General features: G+C 59.6%; 18 protein-coding genes and 1 tRNA gene. 14 read left to right on the top strand and 5 right to left on the bottom strand.

What is annotated here, in order from left to right:
• Positions 1 to 2: 2 nt before the first annotated feature.
• The 5 genes from rapZ to B5D32_RS04270 all read left to right on the top strand — a co-directional run bounded on the left by rapZ (position 3) and on the right by B5D32_RS04270 (position 6,771).
• On the top strand, positions 3 to 866 hold the full coding sequence (rapZ, locus tag B5D32_RS04290) for an RNase adapter RapZ (protein ID WP_078783864.1): 864 nt from the start codon (positions 3 to 5) through the stop codon (positions 864 to 866).
• Between the two features lie 17 nt (positions 867 to 883).
• Positions 884 to 1,822: a DNA-binding protein WhiA gene (gene whiA / locus B5D32_RS04285; RefSeq protein WP_078783863.1), complete on the top strand. Its 939-nt coding sequence runs from the start codon at positions 884 to 886 to the stop codon at positions 1,820 to 1,822.
• Positions 1,815 to 5,354 (top strand): DNA polymerase III subunit alpha, encoded by a 3,540-nt coding sequence (locus B5D32_RS04280; RefSeq protein ID WP_078783862.1) that lies wholly within the window; start codon positions 1,815 to 1,817, stop codon positions 5,352 to 5,354. The genes whiA and B5D32_RS04280 overlap by 8 nt, the downstream gene beginning before the upstream one ends.
• Positions 5,355 to 5,521: 167 nt before the next feature.
• Positions 5,522 to 6,496: a 6-phosphofructokinase gene (pfkA, locus tag B5D32_RS04275; RefSeq protein WP_078783861.1), complete on the top strand. Its 975-nt coding sequence runs from the start codon at positions 5,522 to 5,524 to the stop codon at positions 6,494 to 6,496.
• 199 nt (positions 6,497 to 6,695) lie between these two features.
• A tRNA-Ala gene (locus tag B5D32_RS04270) sits at positions 6,696 to 6,771 on the top strand.
• A gap of 50 nt (positions 6,772 to 6,821) precedes the next feature.
• On the opposite strand, the gene B5D32_RS04265 is transcribed toward B5D32_RS04270, so the two are convergent.
• Complete coding sequence (locus B5D32_RS04265; RefSeq protein WP_078783860.1) at positions 6,822 to 7,511, bottom strand: DUF421 domain-containing protein; 690 nt, start codon at positions 7,509 to 7,511, stop codon at positions 6,822 to 6,824.
• Between the two features lie 407 nt (positions 7,512 to 7,918).
• Between B5D32_RS04265 and alaS the strand changes: the two genes are divergently transcribed.
• Genes alaS through B5D32_RS04235 form a run of 6 tightly spaced genes read left to right on the top strand, consistent with a single transcriptional unit; the run spans position 7,919 to position 15,237 of the window.
• Positions 7,919 to 10,579: an alanine--tRNA ligase gene (alaS, locus tag B5D32_RS04260; protein WP_078783859.1), complete on the top strand. Its 2,661-nt coding sequence runs from the start codon at positions 7,919 to 7,921 to the stop codon at positions 10,577 to 10,579.
• Between the two features lie 39 nt (positions 10,580 to 10,618).
• Complete coding sequence (locus B5D32_RS04255; RefSeq protein WP_078783858.1) at positions 10,619 to 10,963, top strand: histidine triad nucleotide-binding protein; 345 nt, start codon at positions 10,619 to 10,621, stop codon at positions 10,961 to 10,963.
• A 52-nt stretch (positions 10,964 to 11,015) separates the two neighbouring features.
• The gene (locus tag B5D32_RS04250; RefSeq protein ID WP_078783857.1) at positions 11,016 to 11,555 is read left to right on the top strand and encodes a phosphoribosyltransferase family protein; all 540 of its coding nucleotides are present in this window, start codon (positions 11,016 to 11,018) and stop codon (positions 11,553 to 11,555) included.
• A gap of 3 nt (positions 11,556 to 11,558) precedes the next feature.
• Positions 11,559 to 13,631, top strand: coding sequence for a ComEC/Rec2 family competence protein (locus B5D32_RS04245; RefSeq protein WP_078783856.1), 2,073 nt, complete (start codon positions 11,559 to 11,561; stop codon positions 13,629 to 13,631).
• Positions 13,618 to 14,646, top strand: a complete 1,029-nt coding sequence (holA, locus tag B5D32_RS04240) for a DNA polymerase III subunit delta (protein WP_078783855.1) — start codon at positions 13,618 to 13,620, stop codon at positions 14,644 to 14,646. The genes B5D32_RS04245 and holA overlap by 14 nt, the downstream gene beginning before the upstream one ends.
• A complete protein-coding gene (locus B5D32_RS04235) occupies positions 14,647 to 15,237 on the top strand; it encodes a ribonuclease M5 (RefSeq protein ID WP_078783854.1) in 591 nt (196 codons plus the stop codon). It abuts the gene before it with no gap.
• 56 nt (positions 15,238 to 15,293) lie between these two features.
• On the opposite strand, the gene B5D32_RS04230 is transcribed toward B5D32_RS04235, so the two are convergent.
• Positions 15,294 to 17,231: an NAD(+) synthase gene (locus tag B5D32_RS04230; RefSeq protein WP_078783853.1), complete on the bottom strand. Its 1,938-nt coding sequence runs from the start codon at positions 17,229 to 17,231 to the stop codon at positions 15,294 to 15,296.
• A 172-nt stretch (positions 17,232 to 17,403) separates the two neighbouring features.
• On the opposite strand from B5D32_RS04230, the gene B5D32_RS04225 reads away from it, so the two are divergent.
• From B5D32_RS04225 to B5D32_RS04215, 3 genes are read left to right on the top strand one after another with little or no spacing between them, the layout of a single operon-like run.
• Positions 17,404 to 17,601 (top strand): helix-turn-helix transcriptional regulator, encoded by a 198-nt coding sequence (locus B5D32_RS04225; protein ID WP_078783852.1) that lies wholly within the window; start codon positions 17,404 to 17,406, stop codon positions 17,599 to 17,601.
• Between the two features lie 3 nt (positions 17,602 to 17,604).
• A complete protein-coding gene (locus B5D32_RS04220; RefSeq protein WP_078783851.1) occupies positions 17,605 to 18,081 on the top strand; it encodes a DUF6773 family protein in 477 nt (158 codons plus the stop codon).
• Positions 18,068 to 19,048: a CPBP family intramembrane glutamic endopeptidase gene (locus B5D32_RS04215; RefSeq protein WP_078783850.1), complete on the top strand. Its 981-nt coding sequence runs from the start codon at positions 18,068 to 18,070 to the stop codon at positions 19,046 to 19,048. The genes B5D32_RS04220 and B5D32_RS04215 overlap by 14 nt, the downstream gene beginning before the upstream one ends.
• Positions 19,049 to 19,099: 51 nt before the next feature.
• Here B5D32_RS04215 and B5D32_RS04210 read toward each other — a convergent pair whose 3' ends face one another.
• Genes B5D32_RS04210 through dapB form a run of 3 tightly spaced genes read right to left on the bottom strand, consistent with a single transcriptional unit; the run spans position 19,100 to position 21,563 of the window.
• Positions 19,100 to 19,555 carry an ACT domain-containing protein gene (locus tag B5D32_RS04210; RefSeq protein ID WP_078783934.1) on the bottom strand — a complete coding sequence of 152 codons (456 nt, stop codon included), beginning with the start codon at positions 19,553 to 19,555 and terminating at the stop codon, positions 19,100 to 19,102.
• A gap of 17 nt (positions 19,556 to 19,572) precedes the next feature.
• Positions 19,573 to 20,805, bottom strand: coding sequence for a CapA family protein (locus tag B5D32_RS04205; RefSeq protein ID WP_078783849.1), 1,233 nt, complete (start codon positions 20,803 to 20,805; stop codon positions 19,573 to 19,575).
• The gene (gene dapB / locus B5D32_RS04200) at positions 20,796 to 21,563 is read right to left on the bottom strand and encodes a 4-hydroxy-tetrahydrodipicolinate reductase (RefSeq protein ID WP_078783848.1); all 768 of its coding nucleotides are present in this window, start codon (positions 21,561 to 21,563) and stop codon (positions 20,796 to 20,798) included. The genes B5D32_RS04205 and dapB overlap by 10 nt, the downstream gene beginning before the upstream one ends.
• Positions 21,564 to 21,571 lie beyond the last annotated feature (8 nt).

Below are 21,571 nucleotides of genomic sequence, written 5' to 3'. Positions count from 1 at the left end.
AGATGAATTTTCTGATCGTGACCGGCCTTTCCGGCGCGGGCAAGTCAATGGCTGTCAACGCGCTGGAGGACATCGGCTTTTTCTGCATTGACAACATCCCGGTGGCGCTGCTGCCGCGTATCGTGGACTTCGCCCTGCAGGGCGAAAACCAGCTGAACCGCGTCGCCGTCGTCATGGACGTGCGCGGCGTGCGCAGCATTGAAAAGCTGCAGGAGGCGCTGGCCGACCTTGATGAAAAGAAGATCGACTACGATATTCTTTTCCTGGATGCCAACGATGCAGCCATTCAGCGCCGCTACAAGGAGACGCGCCGCCAGCACCCGCTGGCCGCCGCCGAGAAAATTCCCATCACCGAGGCCATCGCGCGGGAACGCCGCCTTCTGCAGCCGCTGCGCGATAAGGCAAAGTATGTCATTGACACGTCGCTGCTCTCGGCGGCGCAGAACCGGGAACGGGTGTGCAGCCTGTTCCTGGACAAGGGCGAAAGCCCGATGGAGCTGATGGTCGTATCCTTCGGCTTCAAGTACGGGCTGCCGCAGGAGGCAGATCTCGTGCTCGATGTGCGCTGCCTGCCGAACCCCTTCTATGTGCCGGAGCTCAAGCACAAGACCGGTCTGGATCAGGAGGTCGTTGACTACGTCATGGCCTCCGAGGAGTCGCAGGAGCTGCTGCACCGCTATGAGTATATGCTCGAATATGCGCTGCCGCTCTACGTGAAGGAGGGCAAGAGCCAGCTGATGATCGCGGTGGGCTGCACCGGCGGCAAGCACCGCTCCATCACCTTTGCGCGTAAGATCGGTGAATTTTGCAAGAAGCTCGGCTACGCACCCAGCGTACAGCACCGCGACGTGAACCGAAGTCTATAATAAGGGAGAACACCGCCTTGAGCTTTTCTCAAGAAGTGAAAAACGAAATACTGCGCCGCAAAATTTCAAAGCCCTGCTGCAACATGGCCGCCGCGTATGCGGTGGCCTGTTTTGGCAAATACTTTGATGACCGCGGCGTTGTTCTGCAAACCGAAAATGAGGGCGTGGCCCATTTTGCCCAAAAGCTCTACCGCCGCTGCGGCGTGCAGGGGACGGTCATCAGCAAGGAGCGCCCCACCGGCCCCGTGTATGAGTTCAGTGTGAAGGACCCTGACGAGGTCGCCAAAATGCTGGCGCTCTTTGGCCACACCGGCAAGGAACCGACCCTGCGCATCCGCCCGGAAAACTTCAAATGCCAAAACTGTATGCAGGCGTTCATCGCCACGGCGTTTCTGTGCTGCGGCACGATGACAGACCCCGAAAAGAGCTATAATCTGGAGTTCCTCTCCACGCGGCATTACCTTTCCCAACAGCTGGAGGCCATGCTGGCGGAGCATAACTTCCACCCGCACCGCGCACTGCGCAAGGGCGCGAACACGATCTACATCAAGGCGGCGGATCATATCGAGGACCTGCTGACCTTTATGGGCGCGGGCGGCGCGGCCATGCGTATCATGGACCAGCGCATGTACAATGAAATGCGCAACAAGACGAACCGCCTTTCCAACTGCGAGACGGCCAACATCAGCAAAAGCGTGAATGCCGCCGTGCAGGTGCAGCTGGCGATTGAAAAGCTGCAGGCGGCAGGGGCGCTGAACACCCTGCCCGAGACCCTGCGCCACACCGCCAGGCTGCGGATGCAGTACCCAGACCTGCCGCTGGCCAAGCTGGCGCAGAAGTTTGATCCGCCGGTCAGCAAGGCCGGGCTTTCCCACCGCATGAAGAAGATCCAGGAGGCCGCCGCCCGTCTGGATGCTGCCCCGGAGCCTACCGAAAAGGAAGCAACGAATGCCTGAAACGACCCAAAGACAATTTACCCACCTGCATGTGCATACCGAGTACAGCCTGCTGGACGGTGCCTGCCGCATTGACCGGATGTTTGACCGACTGAAGGCGATGGGGCAGACGGCGTGTGCCATCACGGATCACGGCGTTATGTACGGCTGTGTGGCGTTTTTTGACGCCGCCAAGGCCGCAGGCATCAAGCCGATCATCGGCTGTGAGGTCTACGTGGCGACCCGCACCCGGTTTGACAAGGTCAACCGCATCGACGGCAACAACCACCTGATTTTGCTGTGCAAAAATGAGACAGGCTACAAGAATCTTATCAAGATGGTCTCCGCCGGCTTTACCGAGGGCTTTTACTCAAAGCCCCGCATCGACAAGCAGCTGCTGGAAAAATACCACGACGGCCTGATCTGCCTGTCTGCTTGTCTCGCGGGCGAGATCCCCAAGGCACTGCTGGCGGGGGACTACGACCGCGCCAGGCAGACGGCCCTGTGGTACCGTGACCTGTTTGGTGCGGAAAACTACTATATCGAATTGCAGGACCACGGCCTTGAGGAGGACCAGGCCGTGCTGCCGCAGCTCATCCGCTTAGCGCGTGAGACCGGCATCCCGATGGTCGCAACGAACGACGCCCACTACATCACGAAAGAGGACGCCAAGATGCAGAGCATTCTGCTGTGCATCCAGACCGGCAAGACCATCAACGATGTGGACCGCATGGAGTTCCAGACCGACGAGTTCTACCTGAAATCCACCGACGAGATGTACGACCTGTTCTCGATGGTGCCGGAGGCCTGCGAGAACACGAACAAAATTGCCGAGCAGTGCAATTTCGAGTTCACCTTTGGCGAGACAAAGCTGCCGTACTTCAAGGCCCCGGACGGCATGGAGAACCAGGAATACTTTGAAAAGCTCTGCTGGGACGGCCTCGAGCGCCGCTATCCCGGCAGGGTCACGGACGCTTTGAAGGAGCGCCTGACCTATGAGATCAATGTCGTCAAGACGATGGGCTACACGAACTACTACCTTATCGTCTACGACTTTATCAACTACGCCAAAAGCCACGACATCCCCGTCGGACCGGGCCGTGGCTCCGGCGCGGGCAGTCTGGCGGCCTACTGCGTCGGCATCACCGACATAGACCCCATCCGGTACAATCTGATTTTTGAACGCTTCCTGAACCCCGAGCGCGTCTCAATGCCCGACTTTGACGTTGACTTCTGCTACGAGCGCCGTCAGGAGGTCATTGACTACGTCAACGAGAAGTATGGCCGCGACCATGTGGCCCAGATCGTGACGTTCGGTACGATGGCCGCCCGCGCCGCTGTGCGCGATGTGGGCCGCGTTATGGGCATGAGCTATCAGGACGTGGACCGTGTGGCAAAGCTCATCCCCACAGACCTGAAAATGACGCTGAAAAAGGCGCTGGAGGTCAGCCCCGACTTAAAGACGCTGTACGACGCCGACAATCAGGTACATGAGCTGATCGACACCTCGCTGAAGGTCGAGGGCATGCCGCGCCACGCCTCCACCCACGCGGCGGGCGTCGTCATCACTCGTGACCCCGCTACCGAGTATGTGCCGCTGTCCACCAACGACGGCCTGCCCGTGACCCAGTTCAACATGGTGGAAATCGAGCGTCTGGGTCTTTTGAAAATGGATTTTCTGGGTCTGCGCACGCTGACGGTCATCCATGATACCGAGCTGGCCGTGCGCCGCAAGGACCCGGATTTCCGCATTGCGAACCTCGACTATGACGATCCCGACACCTACGCGATGCTGGCAAAGGGCGAGACCGAGGGTATCTTCCAGCTTGAATCCACGGGCATGACGCAGGTGCTTGTCGGCATGCGCCCGAAAAACCTCGAGGACATTATCGCACTGATCTCGCTCTACCGCCCCGGCCCGATGGACTCCATCCCGACCTATCTGCGCAACCGCAAGGACCCGTCCCATGTGACCTATAAGACGCCGCAGATGGCGCACATCGTCGATGTCACGAACGGCGTTGTCATCTATCAGGAGCAGGTCATGCAGATCTGCCGCGAGCTGGCCGGCTTCAGCTTCGGCCAGGCTGATAACGTCCGCCGCGCCATGAGTAAAAAGAAGCTCAAGGTCATGGAGGCGGAGCGTGAGCACTTCGTCCACGGCTGCAAGGAGCCGGGCAAGGAGTGCGCAGGCTGTGTTGCCAACGGCGTGCCGGAAAATATTGCCAACGAAATTTACGACGATATGATCAGCTTTGCGTCGTATGCGTTCAACAAATCCCACGCCGCCTGCTATGCCTACGTGGCGTTCCAGACTGCGTATTTGAAATGCCACTACCCGCATGAGTTCATGGCGGCGCTGCTGACGAGCGTGCTCGACAACACATCCAAGGTCATTGAGTACACGACGGAGTGCCAGCGCTTGGGGATAAAGGTCCAGCAGCCTGACATCAACGTGTCGCGCGGCGGCTTCACGGCGGACGGCGAGCGGATCCGCTTTGGCTTGAACGCTGTCAAGAGCGTGGGCCGCGACCTGATCGAGGCCGTCATTAAGGAGCGTGCCGAGCGCCCCTATAGCAGCCTCTATGACTTCTGCAAGCGGCTGCACGGCACGGGTCTCAACCGCCGTGCGCTGGAGAACCTCGTCAAAGCCGGTGCATTCGATACTCTGGAGCCGACCCGCCACGGTATGCTCGAGAGTGTCGAGGGTATTCTGAAAAGTGTCGAGACCGACGCCCGCCAGAATCTGGACGGCCAGATGGACTTGTTCGGCCTGATGGGCGGAGGAGAGGACGAGAAACCCGCAAACGACTATAAGGTCCCGAACCTGCCGGAATATTCCGCCTCTGATCTGCTGAAAATGGAGAAGGAGGTCTCCGGCCTCTACCTGTCCGGCCATCCGCTGGACGCCTACCGTGCCCAAATCGCGCAGGTTTCCACCTGCACGATTGCTCAGCTGCTGGGCGAGGACGCAAAGCAGTTTGACAACCAGACGGTGACGCTTGTCTGCACAATCGTCAAAAACAAGATCATGACCACCAAGTCCAACACGCTGATGGCCTTTACCACCGTCGAGGACCTGACCGGCAGCATGGAGCTGCTGGTGTTCCCGCGCATCCTGGCCGAGTGCCGCGCGGCCTTGCAGGAAAACGCCGTTGTGGTCGCCAATGGCCGCGTCTCCGTCAAGGAGGACGAGGCTGCCCGCCTGATCGTCGAGGGCGTGCAGCCCATCGAGACCTACGACCCCGGTAAAAACTTTGGCATGAACCGCGTGGAGCGCGTCAAGCGTGAGACAAGCGGGGGAGGGGCCGCCGGGTACTTCCTGACCGTACCCTCCCGCGACAGTGCGCAGATGCACAAGGTAGAAAACCTGCTCTGCAACATTTTCGACGGTGGCACGGTGCGGGTGTATTTCCGCTTCCAAGATACCGGCAGGGCCATGCTGGCGCGGCACATGGCGGTAAAAGATGACCCGCTTCTGCGCGCTGAATTGGAGCGCATTTTGGGCAAGGACTGTGTAAAAGTGCAGGATGTTGAGCACTCTGCAAAATAAATCCATACGTTTTGCGCGATTTATCCATAATTTCAGGGCGCAAAGTGTGGTATAATGTGTATGGTCGCGAGATTGTTAAAAATTTATTGTAACGTGATGACCACGCCTGAATAAATCGTAATGGTTCAGGCGGGTCCATAGTTCCCGAAATAGGAGGGGCTCGCTTTATGGCTAAGGAAATCAAAACGATCGGTGTGCTCACCAGCGGCGGTGACGCACCTGGCATGAACGCTGCTGTGCGTGCCATTGTTCGTGCAGGCATCAGCAAGGGCTACCGCATGATGGGCATCCAGCGTGGTTACAACGGCCTGATCAACGGCGAAGTTTATGAAATGAACGTCCGCAGCGTATCGGAGATCATCCACCGCGGCGGTACGATTCTGTATACCGCGCGCTGCCTGGAGTTCAAGACGAAGGAAGGCCAGGCCAAGGGTCTTGCCCGCTGCAAGGAGCTGGGCATCGACGCACTGGTCGTCATCGGCGGCGACGGCTCCTTCATGGGCGCCCGTGCGCTGGCCAACCAGGGCATTCCCTGCATCGGCCTGCCCGGCACCATCGATAACGACATCGCCTGCAGCGAATACACCATCGGCTACGATACGGCTATGAATACCGCTGTCGAGGCCATCGATAAGCTGCGCGACACCACCCAGAGCCATGACCGTTGCTCTGTCGTTGAGGTCATGGGCCATCATGCCGGTTATATTGCCCTGAACGTCGGTATCGCTACCGGCGCTGTGGCTGTTCTGCTGCCTGAGATCCCGTTCGATTTTGAGCGCGATATTCTCGAGCGTATGCGCCAGACCCAGGTCACGGGCAAGAAACACTTCATTATCATTGTGTCCGAGGGCGTTGTCGGTGCGCAGGAGCTGGCCAACCAGATCCAGGCGGCCACCGGCGTTGACTCCCGAGCAACCGTTCTGGGCCACATCCAGCGCGGCGGCTCTCCGACGGTCCGTGACCGCGTGAACGCCTCGCTGATGGGCTACCACGCCATTGACCTGCTGGACAAGGGCATCTACAACCGTGTTGTTGCCGTCTCCGGCGACAAGATCGTTGACTACGATGTCAACGTTGCACTGTCCATGCACAAGACGATTGACCGCGATATGATCGAGATCGCCAAAGCAATCTCCATCTAAAAGTATAGCTTGCAGGGCCGCATTCCGCAGGGAATGCGGCCTTTTTGTCATTCTGAAATATTTTATAAGCGTAACCCAGCTTTTATAAGATTTATAAGATTTTATAAGATTTTTGCAAAAACCTGTTGACATTTGAAAAAAGGTTTGCTATAATAGCAAACGTCGTCAGGAGCGAGCGCACCGAGGCGACGCCAGCTATGGGGGATTAGCTCAGCTGGGAGAGCGCTTGCATGGCATGCAAGAGGTCACCGGTTCGATCCCGGTATTCTCCACCACAAAGACCTGTCAGAGAATTCTGACAGGTCTTTTTTTACATATTCGATTATTAGCGCACCCTGCATGCAAAGAACCCATCCGCTTTGTCACACGCCGCGTAAAACACCTCGCCATGCTGGCCGATGCCCTGCGCGTGGAGCCGGGCGTCCAGCCAGCGCTCGTCGCGGCCTGCAGCCTTTAAATTGTCCTGCATGAGATGGCCGTCTATAATCAGGTCATACCAGGTGCTGGCGGCGTCCGGGTGCAGCTGCATATCGTCGGGCGTCAGGGGACGGTTGCAGCTTTTGGGCAGAAAGCTAATCTGGCCGTTTGTCTCTAAAATTGCCGTTTCTATTTCGTTCGGGTCAAAGTATCCGGCCACGCGGGCCTGACCCAGGAACTCGTTCACGTCGATGGCAGCGCGCTGCAGGCTGCTTTTCAGGATAACACCGTCGTCCATCAAAATCAGGCTGCGTCCGCTCCAAAGGCTGCGCATAGCGTTGCTCTTGCAGGCAGTGTAGTGCACGAACCACGTCACCAGCCCATAGACAATAAGCGCAGAGAAGGGCCGCCACCACTGCTCAAGATTCGTCGCCAGCTCTGCGCCGATGGAACCCACCGTGACGGCGTTCAGGTAGTCGAACGGGCTCATCTGCGCAATCTGCCGCTTGCCGCCCGCGCGGGTGAAAATAAACATCGCGGCCAGCGACAGCAGGCTCGTCAGCACGACCTGCCCGACCTCCGGAAAAACGTCAGCCATAAAAAACACTCCTCTCTGCGTTAGCTTTTGCGCAGTTATGACCTTTTATGCGGAAAAATCAGTTGACAAGCGGCGCAAAACGGCATATAATAAGCCTGTAAAAAGGAAAATAGCGATGAAAGGGCCAATGCCGTCCGTTCCGTCCCTCAGAGAGAAAGCCGTTTGGTGCAAGGCTTTCACGCGGAAGCACGGCAGAGCCACCCCGGAGCTTTCGGCGCAGAGCCGAACGTACCTGCGGCGTTAACGCAGACACAAAGCGGCAGTGCTGTTGTATTGTATTCTTGCGGCGCTGCAAACCGGGTGGTACCACGGAAGCATAACAGCCTTCGTCCCTGTATTGGGGCGTGGGCTGTAATTTTTTGTGGCGGACCCTGCATCGCAATTTTATGGATTGGAGAACAACACCTATGCAATGGACCGGATTGAACGAGCTTCGCGAAAAGTACCTGCATTATTTTGAGACGAAGGGCCACCTGCGTCTGGGCAGCTTCCCGCTGGTTCCGAAGGATGACCCCAGCCTCCTGCTGATCAACAGCGGCATGGCCCCCATGAAGAAATGGTTCCTCGGCCAGGAGGAGCCGCCGCGGCATCGCGTGACCACCTGCCAGAAGTGCATCCGCACCCCGGATATTGAGCGCGTCGGCATCACGGCCCGCCATGGCTGCTTCTTTGAGATGCTGGGCAACTTCAGCTTCCAGGATTACTTCAAGAAGGAAGTCATTCCCTGGGCGTGGGAGTTCCTGACCAAGGAACTCGAGATTCCCGCTGACCGCCTGTACATCTCGGTTTATCAGGAGGATGACGAGGCCTATGACATCTGGACGAAGGAAGTCGGCATCCCCGAGGATCACATGGTCCGCCTGGGCAAGGAGGACAACTTCTGGGAGCACGGCTCCGGCCCCTGCGGCCCCTGCTCTGAGATCTACTATGACCGCGGCCTGAAGTACGGCTGCGGCAAGCCGACCTGCGGCGTCGGCTGCGACTGTGACCGCTTCATGGAGATCTGGAACCTCGTGTTCAGTCAGTATGATGCCGACGGCAAGGGCAACTATGAACTGCTGGCCAAGCCGAACATTGATACCGGCATGGGCCTGGAGCGTCTGGCCGTCGTCATGCAGGATGTAAACAACCTGTTCGAGGTCGATACCGTTGCCGCCGTTCTGCACCACGTCGAGCGCATCGCGGGCAAGAAGTACGGCGAGAACGAGAAGGATGACATCTCCATCCGCGTGATTACCGACCACATCCGTGCCACCGTCTTTATGGCCTCCGACGGCATCCTGCCGTCCAACGAGGGCCGCGGCTACGTCATGCGCCGTCTGCTGCGCCGCGCCGCCCGCCATGGCCGTATGCTGGGCATCAACCGCCCGTTCCTGACCGAGCTGGTCGAAACGGTCATCGAGTCCAGCGAGGCCGGTTACCCCGAGCTGCGCGAGCATGAGTCTTATATCAAGAAGGTCATCGGCACCGAGGAGCTGCGCTTTGGCCGCACCATCGACGCCGGTCTGAACATCCTGACCGGCATGATGGGCCGCCTGAAGGAGGCCCATGAGAAGGTCCTGTCCGGTGTCGAGGCGTTCAAGCTGAACGATACCTTCGGCTTCCCGCTCGACCTGACCCGTGAGATTGCCGCCGAGGCAGGCTTTGCCGTCGATGAGGCCGCGTTCCACATCGAGATGACCAAGCAGCGTGAGCGCGCCCGCGCCGAGCGCCTGGCCAAGGATATTTCCGGTTGGAGCGCTGACCTGTTCGGTGAGCTGACCGCCGAGCCCACCCAGTTTGACGGCTACGAGACCCTGTCCGAGAAGGCTAAGGTTCTGGCTTTGTCCGACGGGGAGGAACTCGTCGATGCCATCGCCACCGACGAGGCGGGCGAGGCCAAGGACGGCTTGCTGGTCGTGCTGGACCGTACCCCGTTCTATGCGGAGATGGGCGGTCAGGTCGCTGACCACGGTTATCTTGTCAGCGGCGACGCCAAGTTGAAGGTCACCCAGGTCAAAAAGACCCCGAAGGGCTATTTCGTCCATACCTGTGAGCTGCTGGACGGCACCATCCACGTTGACGACGAGGTCACCGCTTCCGTCGATGAGAAGCGCCGTGCCGCCATCTGCCGCAACCACACCGCCACCCACCTGCTGCAGAAGGCTCTGCGCGAGGTCCTGGGCGAGCATGTTCATCAGGCTGGCAGCTATCAGGACGACCAGATCACCCACTTCGACTTTACGCATTTCAGCGCCGTCAGCCCCGCCGAGCTGGCCGAGGTCGAGCGCCGCGTCAACGAGAAGATTTACGAGGCTCTGCCCGTCACCGTCAAGAACCTGCCCATCGAGGAAGCCAAGAAGATGGGCGCTATGGCTCTGTTCGGTGAGAAGTACGGCAGTGTCGTCCGCGTTGTCGACGCCGGCGGCTGGAGCACCGAGTTCTGCGGCGGCACCCATGTCACGAACACCGCACAGATCGGCTGCTTCAAGATTTTGAGCGAGTCCAGCGTGGCTGCCGGTATCCGCCGCATCGAGGCTACCACCGCCTTCGGCGTGCTGGATCTGCTGGATGACCGCACCGAGATTTTGGCCAAGACCGCTGTTGCCCTGAAGGCCAACAACCTGAAGGACGCTCCGGCCCGCGCCGAGGCACTGGCTGCCGAGCTGAAGGAGACCGCCAAGCAGCTTGAAATCCTGAAGGCCCAGATGGCTGCCGCCAAGATCGACGGCCTGTTTGAGAACGCCGCCGACATCGACGGCGTGCGCATCGTATCGGCCTACCTGACCGGCACCGGTGCCGATACCCTGCGCGACATGGTCGATAAGGTGCGCGACAAGGCGCCCAACGCCGTGACCGTGCTTATCGGCAGCGACGGTAATAAGACGATGATGGCTGTCGGCGTTTCCAAGAACGCCCTGGCCCGCGGCCTGAAGGCAGGCGCCCTCGTCAAGAAGATTGCCGCTATCGCAGGCGGCAACGGCGGCGGCAAGCCCGACTTCGCTATGGCCGGTATCCGCGACACGTCCAAGATCGACGACGCACTGAACGCTGTGCCCGAGATCGTCAAGGCGGAAATGAATCAGTAATTCTTTGCCATAAAATTCACTGCAAAGGAGGGATTCCGGATGGAGGATTGTCTGTTCTGCAAGATCGCCGCAGGCGAGATCCCCTCGAACAAGCTGTTTGAGGACGACAAGCTGCTGGCGTTCTACGACATCGACCCGCAGGCCCCCGTGCATTTTCTCGTCATCCCGAAGCAGCACATTGCGTCTGCCGCAGCCCTGACCGAGGATGACGCCGCGCTGCTGGGCCACATCTACGCGGTCATTGCGCAGCTGTGCAAAAAGCTGGGCGTCGACGAGAGCGGCTACCGCGTTGTGACCAATGTCGGCGCGGACGGCGGCCAGAGCGTTAAGCACCTGCACTTTCATGTGCTGGCCAAGCGCAGCCTTGCATGGCCTCCGGGCTGATGCCGGGCGTTGCACAAAACACTTGTGAATCAATAAAGAGAGGTAAACTAACATGGCAGATACCTATACACTGCACATTGCGGGTCTGACCCGTGAGCTGCCCATCTGCAAGGTCAATGACCACATGGATATTGCCGCTTTCATCATGTTCAGTGATGTGGAGCTGACCGAGGCATGCGCCGCAGCTCTGCTGAAAAAAGCCCCCGAGTTTGACGTGATCCTGACCGCCGAGGCGAAGGGCATCCCTCTGGCCTACGAAATGGCGCGCCAGAGCGGCAAATACTGGATCCCCGCCCGCAAAGGTCCGAAGCTGTATATGCGTGAGCCTGTCATCATCGAGGATCAGTCTATCACGACTGCCGGTAAGCAGACGCTGGTCATCGACAAGAAGGACATCGAGTATATGGACGGCAAGCGCATCCTGATCGTGGATGACGTTATCTCCACCGGCGGCTCCCTGCATGCACTGGAAACGCTGGCCGCCAAGAGCACCGGCACGGTAGTCGGCTGCTGCGCAGCACTCGCTGAGGGCGATGCTGCCAAGCGCACCGACATCTTCTTCCTGGAGCCGCTGCCGCTCTTCCTGCACTAAGCAATGAAACGAAAGCTCGGTTGGTTTGGCCTCGGTTTTGCCGGGGCTGAGCTTGCTGCGGCCATTCTGCCGCCGCTGGTCTGTGTGCCCGCGGCGGCATTTTTGGTATGCCTGGCGCTATTATGGATAAAACGCCGCAGAGACAGCGCCATCCCGGTACTGGGTGTGCTGTGCGGTCTTGCGTGGTTTCTGGTGTTTACTCTTGTATGGGTGCGGCCCGTCAAGGCACTGGCAGGGCAGACCGTGACCTGCACGGTGGTGGTGGAGACGGACGCCGATGCTTCCTACAGCGAAAGCCGCCTGCGCGGTACGCTGCGGCTGACTGAAATTGACGGCAGGGCGGCCAACGTAAAGGTGCAGTGCGCGTCCTTTCCCGGCGAGAGTGCGGGGGAGCGGTTCACTGCAAAATTTGCGCTGACCGAGCTGCCCGCCAACAAATACCGCCTGAGCCGCCAAAGCAAGGGTGTCTATTTGCAGGCGGAGTATCTGGGCAGCTACCACCCATTGGACGCCAGCCGCGCGCCGCGGTTTGCGCTGTATCGGCTGCGGCAGCGCTGGTCGGCCACACTGCGCCGCTGGCTGCCGCGGCAGCTGGACGGCATCGAGGCCGCCATGCTGCTGGCGGACAAAAGCCATCTGGATGACAGCGTGCAGCAAGCCTTCCGCACGGCGGGGGTATCGCATCTGCTGGCGGTGTCTGGGCTGCATCTGGCGCTGCTCTGCGGGCTGCTGGGCTTTGGCCGCAAATGGAAATTTTATAAGCCGTTGATTTTGCTGCGCGCTGCGGCGGCGCTGTTTTACCTGCTGCTGACCGGAATGCCGGTCTCTGTATCGCGCGCCGGGATCGTGCTGTTGGTGGCGCTGGTGGGGGACTTCTTCCTGCTGCCGCCCGACCTGCTGACCTCAACGAGCTTTGCGGCCATCCTGCTGGGGCTGCAAAACGCCTATGCGCCGTGCGACCTTGGCTTTCAGCTGTCGTTCTGCGCCGTGATGGGCGTGCAGGCTGCGGCAGCACTGGCCCGCACCGAGCAGTGCGCAGCACAGGACAAGCCCGCCGCCGTCAAGGCGCTATGCCAAGTGGCAGAGCCTGTGCAAACGGCAGTGCTTGCCAGCCTTGCCACGCTGCCGGTGCTGGTGGCCCACGGCATGGCGGCCAGCCTGGTCGGGGTGCTCTGCAACCTGCTGGTCGTCTGGATGGTCCAGCCCGCCCTGCAGCTAGGCATCCTGCTGCTGGTGTGCAGCGCTGTGCCGTTTCTGGCGGCAATCACGAACCTGACGGCCCTCGTGCTGAGTCTCTGGCTCAAGGGGCTGCTCTGGCTGGTACGGTGCTGCGCCGCACTGCCGTTTGCGTCGATTTGTCTGCCACAGCGGTACACGCTGTTTGCGCTGGCTGTGCTGGGCGCGCTGGCGGTCTGCTTCTGGCATGCCAGGCGGCTGCGGCTCTATCTGCCCGCGGCGGCGCTCTGCACAGTGCTGGCCGTGGGGCTGGGGGTCTGGATGCAGCGAGATGTTGTGCAGATCAATCTGGTCGGCGCATCCAACAATCCCTGCGTCGTCTGCGTGCAGAACGGGCAGGCTGTGGTGTTCTTCCGCGGCGGGGAGAGCAACTGGAGCGCCGTGCAGAACTATCTTGCCGGGCGCAGCAGACAGGAGCCCGCGCTGGTCGTTGACCTGCGTGCCAAGCCGACGCAGATGGAATTTTCCGCGGCAGAGATCGTGACGGTGCAGGAGCTTGCCGACTTTACGACCCGCCCGGTGCTTGACGGATTGACGCTGGACCTGTATCATAATAAAAGCGCAAACCTCGCTGTGCTGGGCGTGGGGGAGCGGCACATTGCCGTGGGGGCAGGCAGGCTCGAGCTGGCAGAGCCGGTGCGGGTGGATGTCCTCTGCGCACCGGGCACGCTGTCCGATTCCGTGCGGCCCGACACGATTTTGTACACCGCTGCCGCACCGCGCTGGCTGGACGACGCTGCAGGCTGCACCCTGCGCTATGGCGAGGACACGCCCGGACTGACCCTGCGCCCGGGCCGCAGCATGATTTGGGAGGAGGCACAGACGATTGCTGTACAGTGAAAAGGAGCTGGAAAAACGCCTGAAGGCAGGCTGCGCGCTCTACTATTTCTACGCATCGGACGAGGCACTCGTCCACACGGCGGCGCAGAAGACGCTGAAATATCTGAACCGCGACGACCCCGAGACGACGGTGCTGGACGGGCCGACCCCCTCGGTGGAGGAAATCGTGCTAGCTGCCGGTACGATTTCATTCTTCGGCGGCAAACGCCTGGTACTCATGCCGCTGATCCGTCCGTCAACCTATTCCGACAAGGATTTGCAGGAGCTTTGCGACACGCTGGCCGACACAGAGAACGCCATCTTTGTGCTGACGAGCATCATCGAGGAGAGCTACGGCAAACTGCGCCCCGGCAAGCGGGAGCAAAAGCTCATTGCCAGCTGCGAGAAGCTCGGCTACTGCGTGCAGCTCAACCGCCCCACGGGCGCGGCTTTACAGGCCATGGCCCGTGATTGGGCGAAGGAGGCCGGTGCGGACTTTGCCCCCGGCGCCGAGGCTGCGCTGCTGGCCCGCTGCGGCGAGAATCAGTTCCTGCTTAAAAATGAGGTGGAAAAGCTGGCTGCGCTGGCCAACTACAGCACAATTACAAAAGAAATGGTCAGCCGGCTCGGCACGGTCACGCTCGACGCGGACACGTTCGATATGGTCAAGCTGCTGACGAGCGGCCAGGCCGATAAGGCCCAGCAAAAGCTGAAAACGCTGCTGGCGCTGCAAAACGAGCCGATCATGATTACCGGCGCACTCATCAGCAACTATCTGGATCTGTACCGCGTGCTGCTGGGCCGCCGCAGCCGCCGGGGCCTCGGCGATGTGGCCAAGGACTTTGGCTACAAGGGCAATTGGAATTACCGCCTCAATTCTACCGAAAAAACCGCGTTGCGCTTCAAGCGTGCCCAGCTGGAGGACTGCCTGCACATCCTGCAAAGACTGGACACCGACCTGAAAAGCAGCAAGCTGGACGCCGACCTTTTAATGCAGAAGGCGCTGTGTGAGCTGGCGCTGGCCGGGAGGGCATAAATGCTGAAATTGGAACAAGCCCTGCTGGTGGAGGGCAAATACGACGCCGCACGCCTTAGCAATATCGTGGACGGCACGATCCTGACGACGGACGGCTTCCGGGTGTTCAAGGACGGCGCGCTGCAAAGGCTGCTCAAGCGCATTGCTGCAGCGCAGGGGCTTATCATTTTGACAGACTCCGACGCCGCCGGGTTCAAGATTCGCCACTTTGTCACGGGTCTTGTCGGTGCGGAGCATGTCCTGCAGGCCTACGTCCCGGCAATTGCGGGCAAGGAGTCACGCAAGGCCGAACCCGGCAAGGAGGGACTGCTCGGCGTCGAGGGCGTATCCGACGATTTGATTGTACAGGGCCTTGAAACCGCCCTGGCAAGTAAAACTGCTTGCCAGCAGAAAACGACCCAGTCGCGCTCCATCACGTACACCGATTTGTACGACTGGGGCATCTCCGGCACGGCCAACAGCGCCGAGAACCGCCGGGTGTTTTTGCGCCGCCTCGGTCTGCCGCCGCGGTTGAGCAAAAAGGAGCTGCTGCAGGTGCTCAACACACTCTACACCTACGACGCTCTGAACGCCGAAATCAAAAAGCTATAAAAATTGCCCGGAACCGTGCAAGTGGTTCCGGGCATTTTTATACGCGGGTAACGCGATCAGACTTCCAGTTTTTCTAATTCTGCCATCCACAGCGTATTGCAGGCGTCGCTGGGCATGCGCCAGTCGCCGCGGGGGGACAGCGTGACCGAGCCGACCTTCGGGCCGTCGGGCAGACAGCTGCGCTTGAACTGCTGGGCAAAGAAACGGCGGTAGAAATTTTTCAGCCAAGCCAGCAGGACCTCCGGCTCATACCGGCCGTCAAAGGCTGTGCGGGCCAGATGGTAGATTTTTGTCGGACTGAACCCAAAGCGCAGCACATAGTAGAGATAGAAGTCGTGCAGCTCATACGGGCCGACGAGTTTTTCGGTCTGCTGGGCAATCGTGCCGTCTGCGGCGGTGGGCAGCAGCTCGGGGCTGACGGGGGTGTCCAGAATATCCACCAGCACGTCCCGCAGCGTGTCATTGCCGCAGGTGTCGGCCACGTACTGCACAATATGGCGCACCAGCGTTTTCGGCACACCGGTGTTGACGCCGTACATGCTCATGTGGTCGCCGTTGTAGGTGGCCCAGCCCAGCGCCAGCTCGCTTAAGTCGCCGGTGCCGATGACAAAGCCGCCGTTCTTGTTGGCATAGTCCATCAGCTCCAGCGTGCGCACGCGGGCCTGGCAGTTTTCAAACGTGACATCGTACTTGTCGGCGGGCTGGCCGATGTCCGCAAAGTGGCTCTTGACGGTCTCGGTGATGTTGATCTCGCCGAACGTCACGCCCAAAGCCTCGCACAGAATCTCGGCGTTGGAGCGGGTGCGCTTCGTCGTGCCGAAGCAGGGCATCGTCAGGGCCACAATATCCTTCGCGTCGCGGCCCAGCACCTTACAGGCGCGCACGGCCACCAGCAGGGCCAGGCAGCTGTCCAGCCCGCCGGAGATACCCAGCACGCCGCACTTGGCGTGGGTGTGCTCCATGCGCTTGGCAAGGCCCTCGGCCTGGATGCGCAGAATCAGCTCGCACCGCTCGGCGCGGGTCGCGGCGTCCTGCGGCACAAACGGCGTGCAGGAGACAGGGCGGATCAGCGCCAGCTCCACGGGCGGTAGCTCAAATTCCACAGTGGTGTAGCCGTTCGTTTCCGGCATAAAGGTCGTGTTGCGCTGGCGCTCCTGCACCATGCGGTCCAGGTCCAGCTCGGTTACGGCATCCTCGCCCGCAAACGGTGCGGCGTCGGCCAGCAGACTGCCGTTTTCGGCAATCAGGTTGTGGCCCGCAAACGTCATGTCGGTGGTGCTTTCGCCGTGGCCTGCGTCGGCGTAGAGGTACGCACACAGCAGACGTGCGCTCTGCCCGCAGACCAGCTCACGGCGGTAGGCTGCCTTGCCGACGGTTTCATCGCTGGCGGACAGGTTTGCCACAACGGTAGCCCCGGCCAGTGCGTGGGCACAGCTCGGCGGAATGGGAGACCACAGGTCCTCGCAGACCTCGGCTGCCAGCACAAAGGCGGGCAGCTGTTTGCAGGCAAACAGAAGGTTCGTGCCGATCAGCGTCTCCTGCCCAGCCAGCTCGATGCACTCGGGCTCACGCATACCGGGGATAAAGTGGCGCTTCTCGTAAAACTCGCCGTAGTTGGGCAGGTGTACTTTCGGCACCAGACCCAGCAGCTCACCGTTGCAGAGCACCGCCGCACAGTTGTACAGCTTGCCGTTGTGGCGCACAGGCAGGCCGACGAGGACAACGACGTTCAGTCCCTCGCTGGCCTTCAAAATCGCGGCAAGGCCGTCCTCGGCCCCACGCAGCAGGGTATCCTGCAAGAACAGGTCACTGCAGGTGTAGCCGGTCAGCGCAAACTCCGGCAGGCAGAGCAGCTGCACATTTTTTTCGGCGTACTCGCGCATGACGCCGATGATCTGGTCGGCGTTGTAGGTGCAGTCGGCCACGCGCAGGGCGGGGCTGGCCGCAGCAGCGCGGATAAAGCCGTTTTCAAAAGCGGGAAAGCTGTACTTCATAGCCAAACTTCCTTTATCATAATCTATAAAAACTATCATAGCACAGTGGGCGAATTGCCGCAAGTGCGGGTTTTGTAGGGAAAATTTATTTTTCAAAAAGTAATATATACTTGACATAATGTAAGGCACGTGCTATAGTAAAGTCACAGCAAGAGGAAAGGAAACGAAGGCAATGGCAAAGAATCTGAAGCTGAAGGCTGCCCGCGCTGCGCTGGATATGACCCAGGCGGATCTGGCGGCGGTGGTGGGCGTGTCCCGCCAGACCATCAATGCAATCGAAAAAGGCGAGTACAACCCCACCATCAACCTCTGCCGCAGCATCTGCAGGGTGCTGGGCAAGACATTGGACGAGCTGTTCTGGGAGGAATGAGCGATGAATCTGAAGGAATTTTTTAAGCACGATAATCTTGACGAAATGCAAAAACAGACCCTTTTAAAAATCGAGTCACGCGGCTTCTGGGTGCTGTGGGTGCTGCTGCTGGCGGCGCTGATCATCGAAAGTCTGCTGGGCTTTGCCCCGCGGGAGATGGCGGCAGAATGGTTTATCTTTATGCTGGGGGCCGCCTATTCGGTCCTGAGTGATCTGCGTGCCGGTATCTGGGACCGTCACCTTAAACCGAATACGAAAACCAATGTCGTTGTGTCCGTTGCGGGCGGTGTTGCCGTGTTTGTGTGGGGGCTTATCAAATTTGCAGCGCTTGGCGCAGGCATTGCGGTGCTGCAGGCGGTCATCATGGGGGTCTGTACCTGGGTGCTGTGCTTTGCATTGCTGCAGCTCAGCATGAAGGCTTACAAAAAGCGCCACGCTGAGTTGGAAAACCCAAAGGAGGACGACGATGAAAACGAATAAAAAAGAGCTGACTGTCTTTGCGCTCTGTGCTTACGCAATTCCGTTTCTGATGATGCCGCTTTTGTACATCTGCCTGCAAAACGGGCGGGACACCTCGATTTTTGCCAACGCCCAGATGTTCTACCCGGCGGCGGGCGTTATGCTGGCGTTTTTGCTGGCAAGACGGCAGGGGACGCCAAAGCGGTTTTACATCCTGCACATCGCGGCCACTGCGCTGATGCTCGCCATGAGCGTTCTGTCTGCGTTCCTGCCGCAGGAGGGCTGGCTGAATATTGCAAACTTTGTCATCATTATCGCGTCGGTGCTGGGCTGGATCTTCCTGCTGACCGAGAAAAAGACAAAGCGCGAGGCATGCGGCCTGCGCCTGCACGGCAAGCTGCTGACGGCTCTTGTCATCTGCGTCTATTTCCTTGCGGTCAAGACCGCTATGGTCTTTCTTTCGATGGCGATGCAGGGCGGTGATAGCTGGGCTGAATATCTGGCCTACTGGCGCACATCTGCACCGTGGGTTATGGCAGTGGTGCTTGTACCGAACTTCTTTTTGAGCTTTCTGCCGTTTTTTGGCGAGGAATACGGTTGGCGCTACTACCTGACGCCAGCCCTGCAAGGCCGCTTCGGCGCACGGCTCGGCGCACTGGCCGTTGGTGTGCTGTGGGGCCTGTGGCACCTGCCGCTGAATCTTTTCTTCTACAGTCCCGATACATCACTGCAGAGCATTGCCGCACAGCTTGTTGTCTGTGTGACGCTCGGTGTATTTTTCACCTTTGCGTATGAGAAGTGCGGCAAAAATATCTGGCTCCCCGTGGTGCTGCACTACCTAAACAACAGCATGGTCTTGGTCTGGACCGGTACGGCGGATATTTCAAATCAGATCATCAGCTGGACCGATGTGGCAATCAGCGCCATCATGTATGGGGTTGTATTCCTGCCGTTTCTGGTAGCAAAGTGCTACCGCAACAACAAATAAAAAAACAGGTGCAGCCCTTTAAATGGGGTTGCACCTGCTTTTTGATTGCCGTCAGACTGCAAACGCCTTATGCAGGGCATCGAGGGCGGTGTCCTCGTCCTGCTGGCGGATCAGCAGGGAGATGTCAAGGTCGCTCGTTGTGATGAGCACGATTTCAATACCTGCACCGGCCAGTGCGGCCAGCGCACGGGCGGCGACGCCGCAGCTGGTGACCATCTCCTCACCAAAGAGGTTGATCTTGCTGTAGCCGCCGGAGACCAGCGGGGGATTGGCCTTGGCTGCGGCGGGCAGAGCCTTCATAACGGCGGCAAAGTTGTCATAGCTCGTCGTAAAGCTGAAATCCACCGCGGAGCCGCGGGGCGCGCTCTGGCAGATCATATCGACCACAATACCGGCTTTGGCAAAAACGTCCAGATGCTCGGCCAGGCTCTGTGCGCTGTACTGGGCACCGGGGAAGGTGGTGAGCATAATGTTCTGCTCGCTGCTGATCTTGCTGACACCGTACATAAAAATCATCCTTTCATTCAATCTAACGTGAGGAACTCCTCGTCAATCGTGCTGCGGAGCATGCTCTCTATGTATTCGCGGGAGAGGGTGAACTCTCCGTGTGCTGCACCCAGTTCGTCTGTGTACTGGCTGTAGGGGATGACCCGGATATTCTTGTACCCGGTCTCATACTGGCTGATAACGCAGTGCAGCTTCGGGTCACGGATGGCAATGCTCACACTGCCGTCAGGCTGGGTCGTCTTATCAAAATACACGTCCAGAATCGCGCCGATGACATTATCGCGCGAGGACTGCGCGTTGATGAAGTTGCCCAGGCTGTAGACGATGAAGGTCGTGTTGCCGTTCACACCGGTCAGCCATGCGGCGTTCTGTACTACATGCGGGTGGGTGCCGATGATAACATCGACGCCCTGGTCGGCCAGCCACTGAGCAGTCTCCCTTTGAAAGTCGTTGACCTCGTGCGTGCCCTCGGTGCCCATGTGGGCGCTGACGATAAGAACATCGCAGTTCGGGCGCATATCGGCGATCTGTTTGGCAATCGTTTCATGGTCGTCCAGATACACAACGCCATAGTCTGTGCCGGACGGCGTGGGCAGGCCGTTGGTGTGCTCCGTATAGGAGAGATAGCCGAACGTGATGCCGTTGACGGTCTGGTAGGCGTAGTTGTCATAGGTTTCCAAATTGTAAAAGCCCATTGTGACCACATCGTCCGGCATGGCAGCCCAGTGTGCCATGGATGCCTCAATGCCCGCCGCCCCCTTGTCGTAGCTGTGATTGTTGGAGAGGCTGAACACGCGGAAGCCCAAATTATACAGCGTGTCGGTGATCTCGCCGGGGGTGGAGAACATCGGATAGCCGCTGGCGGCGAACTCGTCGTTGACGAGCGTCTCCTGATTGAGCCAGTTCACATCAAACTGGTCGTAGTAGCCCTGCATGGCTGCGTAGGCGGCGTCAAAATCGTAGTGGTCGCCGCCGCGCCCCTTAGCCTGCAAAAAGATACCATCGTGAATCAGGTCGTCGCCCGTGGCGGAAAAGTGCACGGTCTCGACGGTTGGCGTCGGCTCGGGGGTCGGCTCCGGTGTAGCGGTTGGTTCCGGCTCTGCCGGCATATCCACGACTACGGGCTGCGGATTGGCCGCGGGCAGGGTCACAGCCTGATTGCCGACGCCCAGCAGAGAGCCGACAACTACGCCGCCGACGCCCAGTGCGATGACCGCGCAGGCGGCAAGGTCGTTGCTGTTCATTCGCATATCAGTTTACCTCGCAGCAGGTCGGTCATCGTGTAATAGCCGGGGGCCAGCGCAGCAATATAGAGCGCAGCCTGTACGGCACCGTCGGCAAAGACGCCGCGGCTGCCCGCGCTGTGGCTCAGCGTCACGACCTCGTCGGGGCCGCAGAACAGCACATCGTGCTCGCCCACAATGCCGCCGCCGCGGATGGAACTGATGCCCAGCTCCTGTGCGCCGCGCTTCTGGCGAACCTGCGTGCGGTCATAGACGTACTCATATTTGCCGTTCGCCTCGGTGTTGATGGCGTCGGCAATCATCAGCGCTGTGCCGCTGGGCGCGTCCAGCTTGTTATGATGGTGCTTCTCGATGATCTCAATGTCAAACTCGCCGCCCAGGATCTTCGTAGCCTGGCGGGCCAGCTCGATCAGCACGTTGACACCCACCGACATGTTTGCGCTGCGGAAGATCGGCGTCCTGGTGCTGGCAGCCTCCAGTGCAGCCTCATCCTCCCTGGAAAGGCCGGTGGAGCAGATGACGCAGGGCAGACCGTTGGCGGCACCGTGCTGCGCTGCTGCAACCGCCCCGGCGGGTGAGGAAAAGTCGATGATGACGCCCTTGCAGGGCAGTGCGTCGAACCCGGCGTAAACGGGAATTTCGCCGACCCGCCCGGCTTCGCGATCCACACCGGCGACGATGCGGCAATCCTCGCGCGCACCGATCTTCTCGACCAGTGCGCGGCCCATACGGCCATAGATGCCCTGAATGATAATATCCGTCATGTGTTATT

The organism is Gemmiger formicilis, assembly GCF_900167555.1.
Taxonomy (GTDB): Bacteria; Bacillota; Clostridia; order Oscillospirales; family Ruminococcaceae; genus Gemmiger; species Gemmiger formicilis.
This window is presented reverse-complemented; position numbering and strand designations above follow the sequence as displayed.

Excerpts from the sequence above, each read along its gene's own strand:
- B5D32_RS04245 (WP_078783856.1), top strand. The coding sequence starts at position 11,559 with ATGAAACGAAAGCTCGGTTGGTTTGGCCTCGGTTTTGCCGGGGCTGAG.
- B5D32_RS04265 (WP_078783860.1), bottom strand. The coding sequence starts at position 7,511 with ATGGCTGACGTTTTTCCGGAGGTCGGGCAGGTCGTGCTGACGAGCCTG.
- B5D32_RS04280 (WP_078783862.1), top strand. The coding sequence starts at position 1,815 with ATGCCTGAAACGACCCAAAGACAATTTACCCACCTGCATGTGCATACC.
- B5D32_RS04220 (WP_078783851.1), top strand. The coding sequence starts at position 17,605 with ATGAATCTGAAGGAATTTTTTAAGCACGATAATCTTGACGAAATGCAA.
- B5D32_RS04225 (WP_078783852.1), top strand. The coding sequence starts at position 17,404 with ATGGCAAAGAATCTGAAGCTGAAGGCTGCCCGCGCTGCGCTGGATATG.
- B5D32_RS04250 (WP_078783857.1), top strand. The coding sequence starts at position 11,016 with ATGGCAGATACCTATACACTGCACATTGCGGGTCTGACCCGTGAGCTG.
- alaS (WP_078783859.1), top strand. The coding sequence starts at position 7,919 with ATGCAATGGACCGGATTGAACGAGCTTCGCGAAAAGTACCTGCATTAT.
- B5D32_RS04210 (WP_078783934.1), bottom strand. The coding sequence starts at position 19,555 with ATGTACGGTGTCAGCAAGATCAGCAGCGAGCAGAACATTATGCTCACC.
- B5D32_RS04230 (WP_078783853.1), bottom strand. The coding sequence starts at position 17,231 with ATGAAGTACAGCTTTCCCGCTTTTGAAAACGGCTTTATCCGCGCTGCT.
- B5D32_RS04215 (WP_078783850.1), top strand. The coding sequence starts at position 18,068 with ATGAAAACGAATAAAAAAGAGCTGACTGTCTTTGCGCTCTGTGCTTAC.
- B5D32_RS04255 (WP_078783858.1), top strand. The coding sequence starts at position 10,619 with ATGGAGGATTGTCTGTTCTGCAAGATCGCCGCAGGCGAGATCCCCTCG.
- dapB (WP_078783848.1), bottom strand. The coding sequence starts at position 21,563 with ATGACGGATATTATCATTCAGGGCATCTATGGCCGTATGGGCCGCGCA.
- rapZ (WP_078783864.1), top strand. The coding sequence starts at position 3 with ATGAATTTTCTGATCGTGACCGGCCTTTCCGGCGCGGGCAAGTCAATG.
- pfkA (WP_078783861.1), top strand. The coding sequence starts at position 5,522 with ATGGCTAAGGAAATCAAAACGATCGGTGTGCTCACCAGCGGCGGTGAC.
- B5D32_RS04205 (WP_078783849.1), bottom strand. The coding sequence starts at position 20,805 with ATGCGAATGAACAGCAACGACCTTGCCGCCTGCGCGGTCATCGCACTG.
- B5D32_RS04235 (WP_078783854.1), top strand. The coding sequence starts at position 14,647 with ATGCTGAAATTGGAACAAGCCCTGCTGGTGGAGGGCAAATACGACGCC.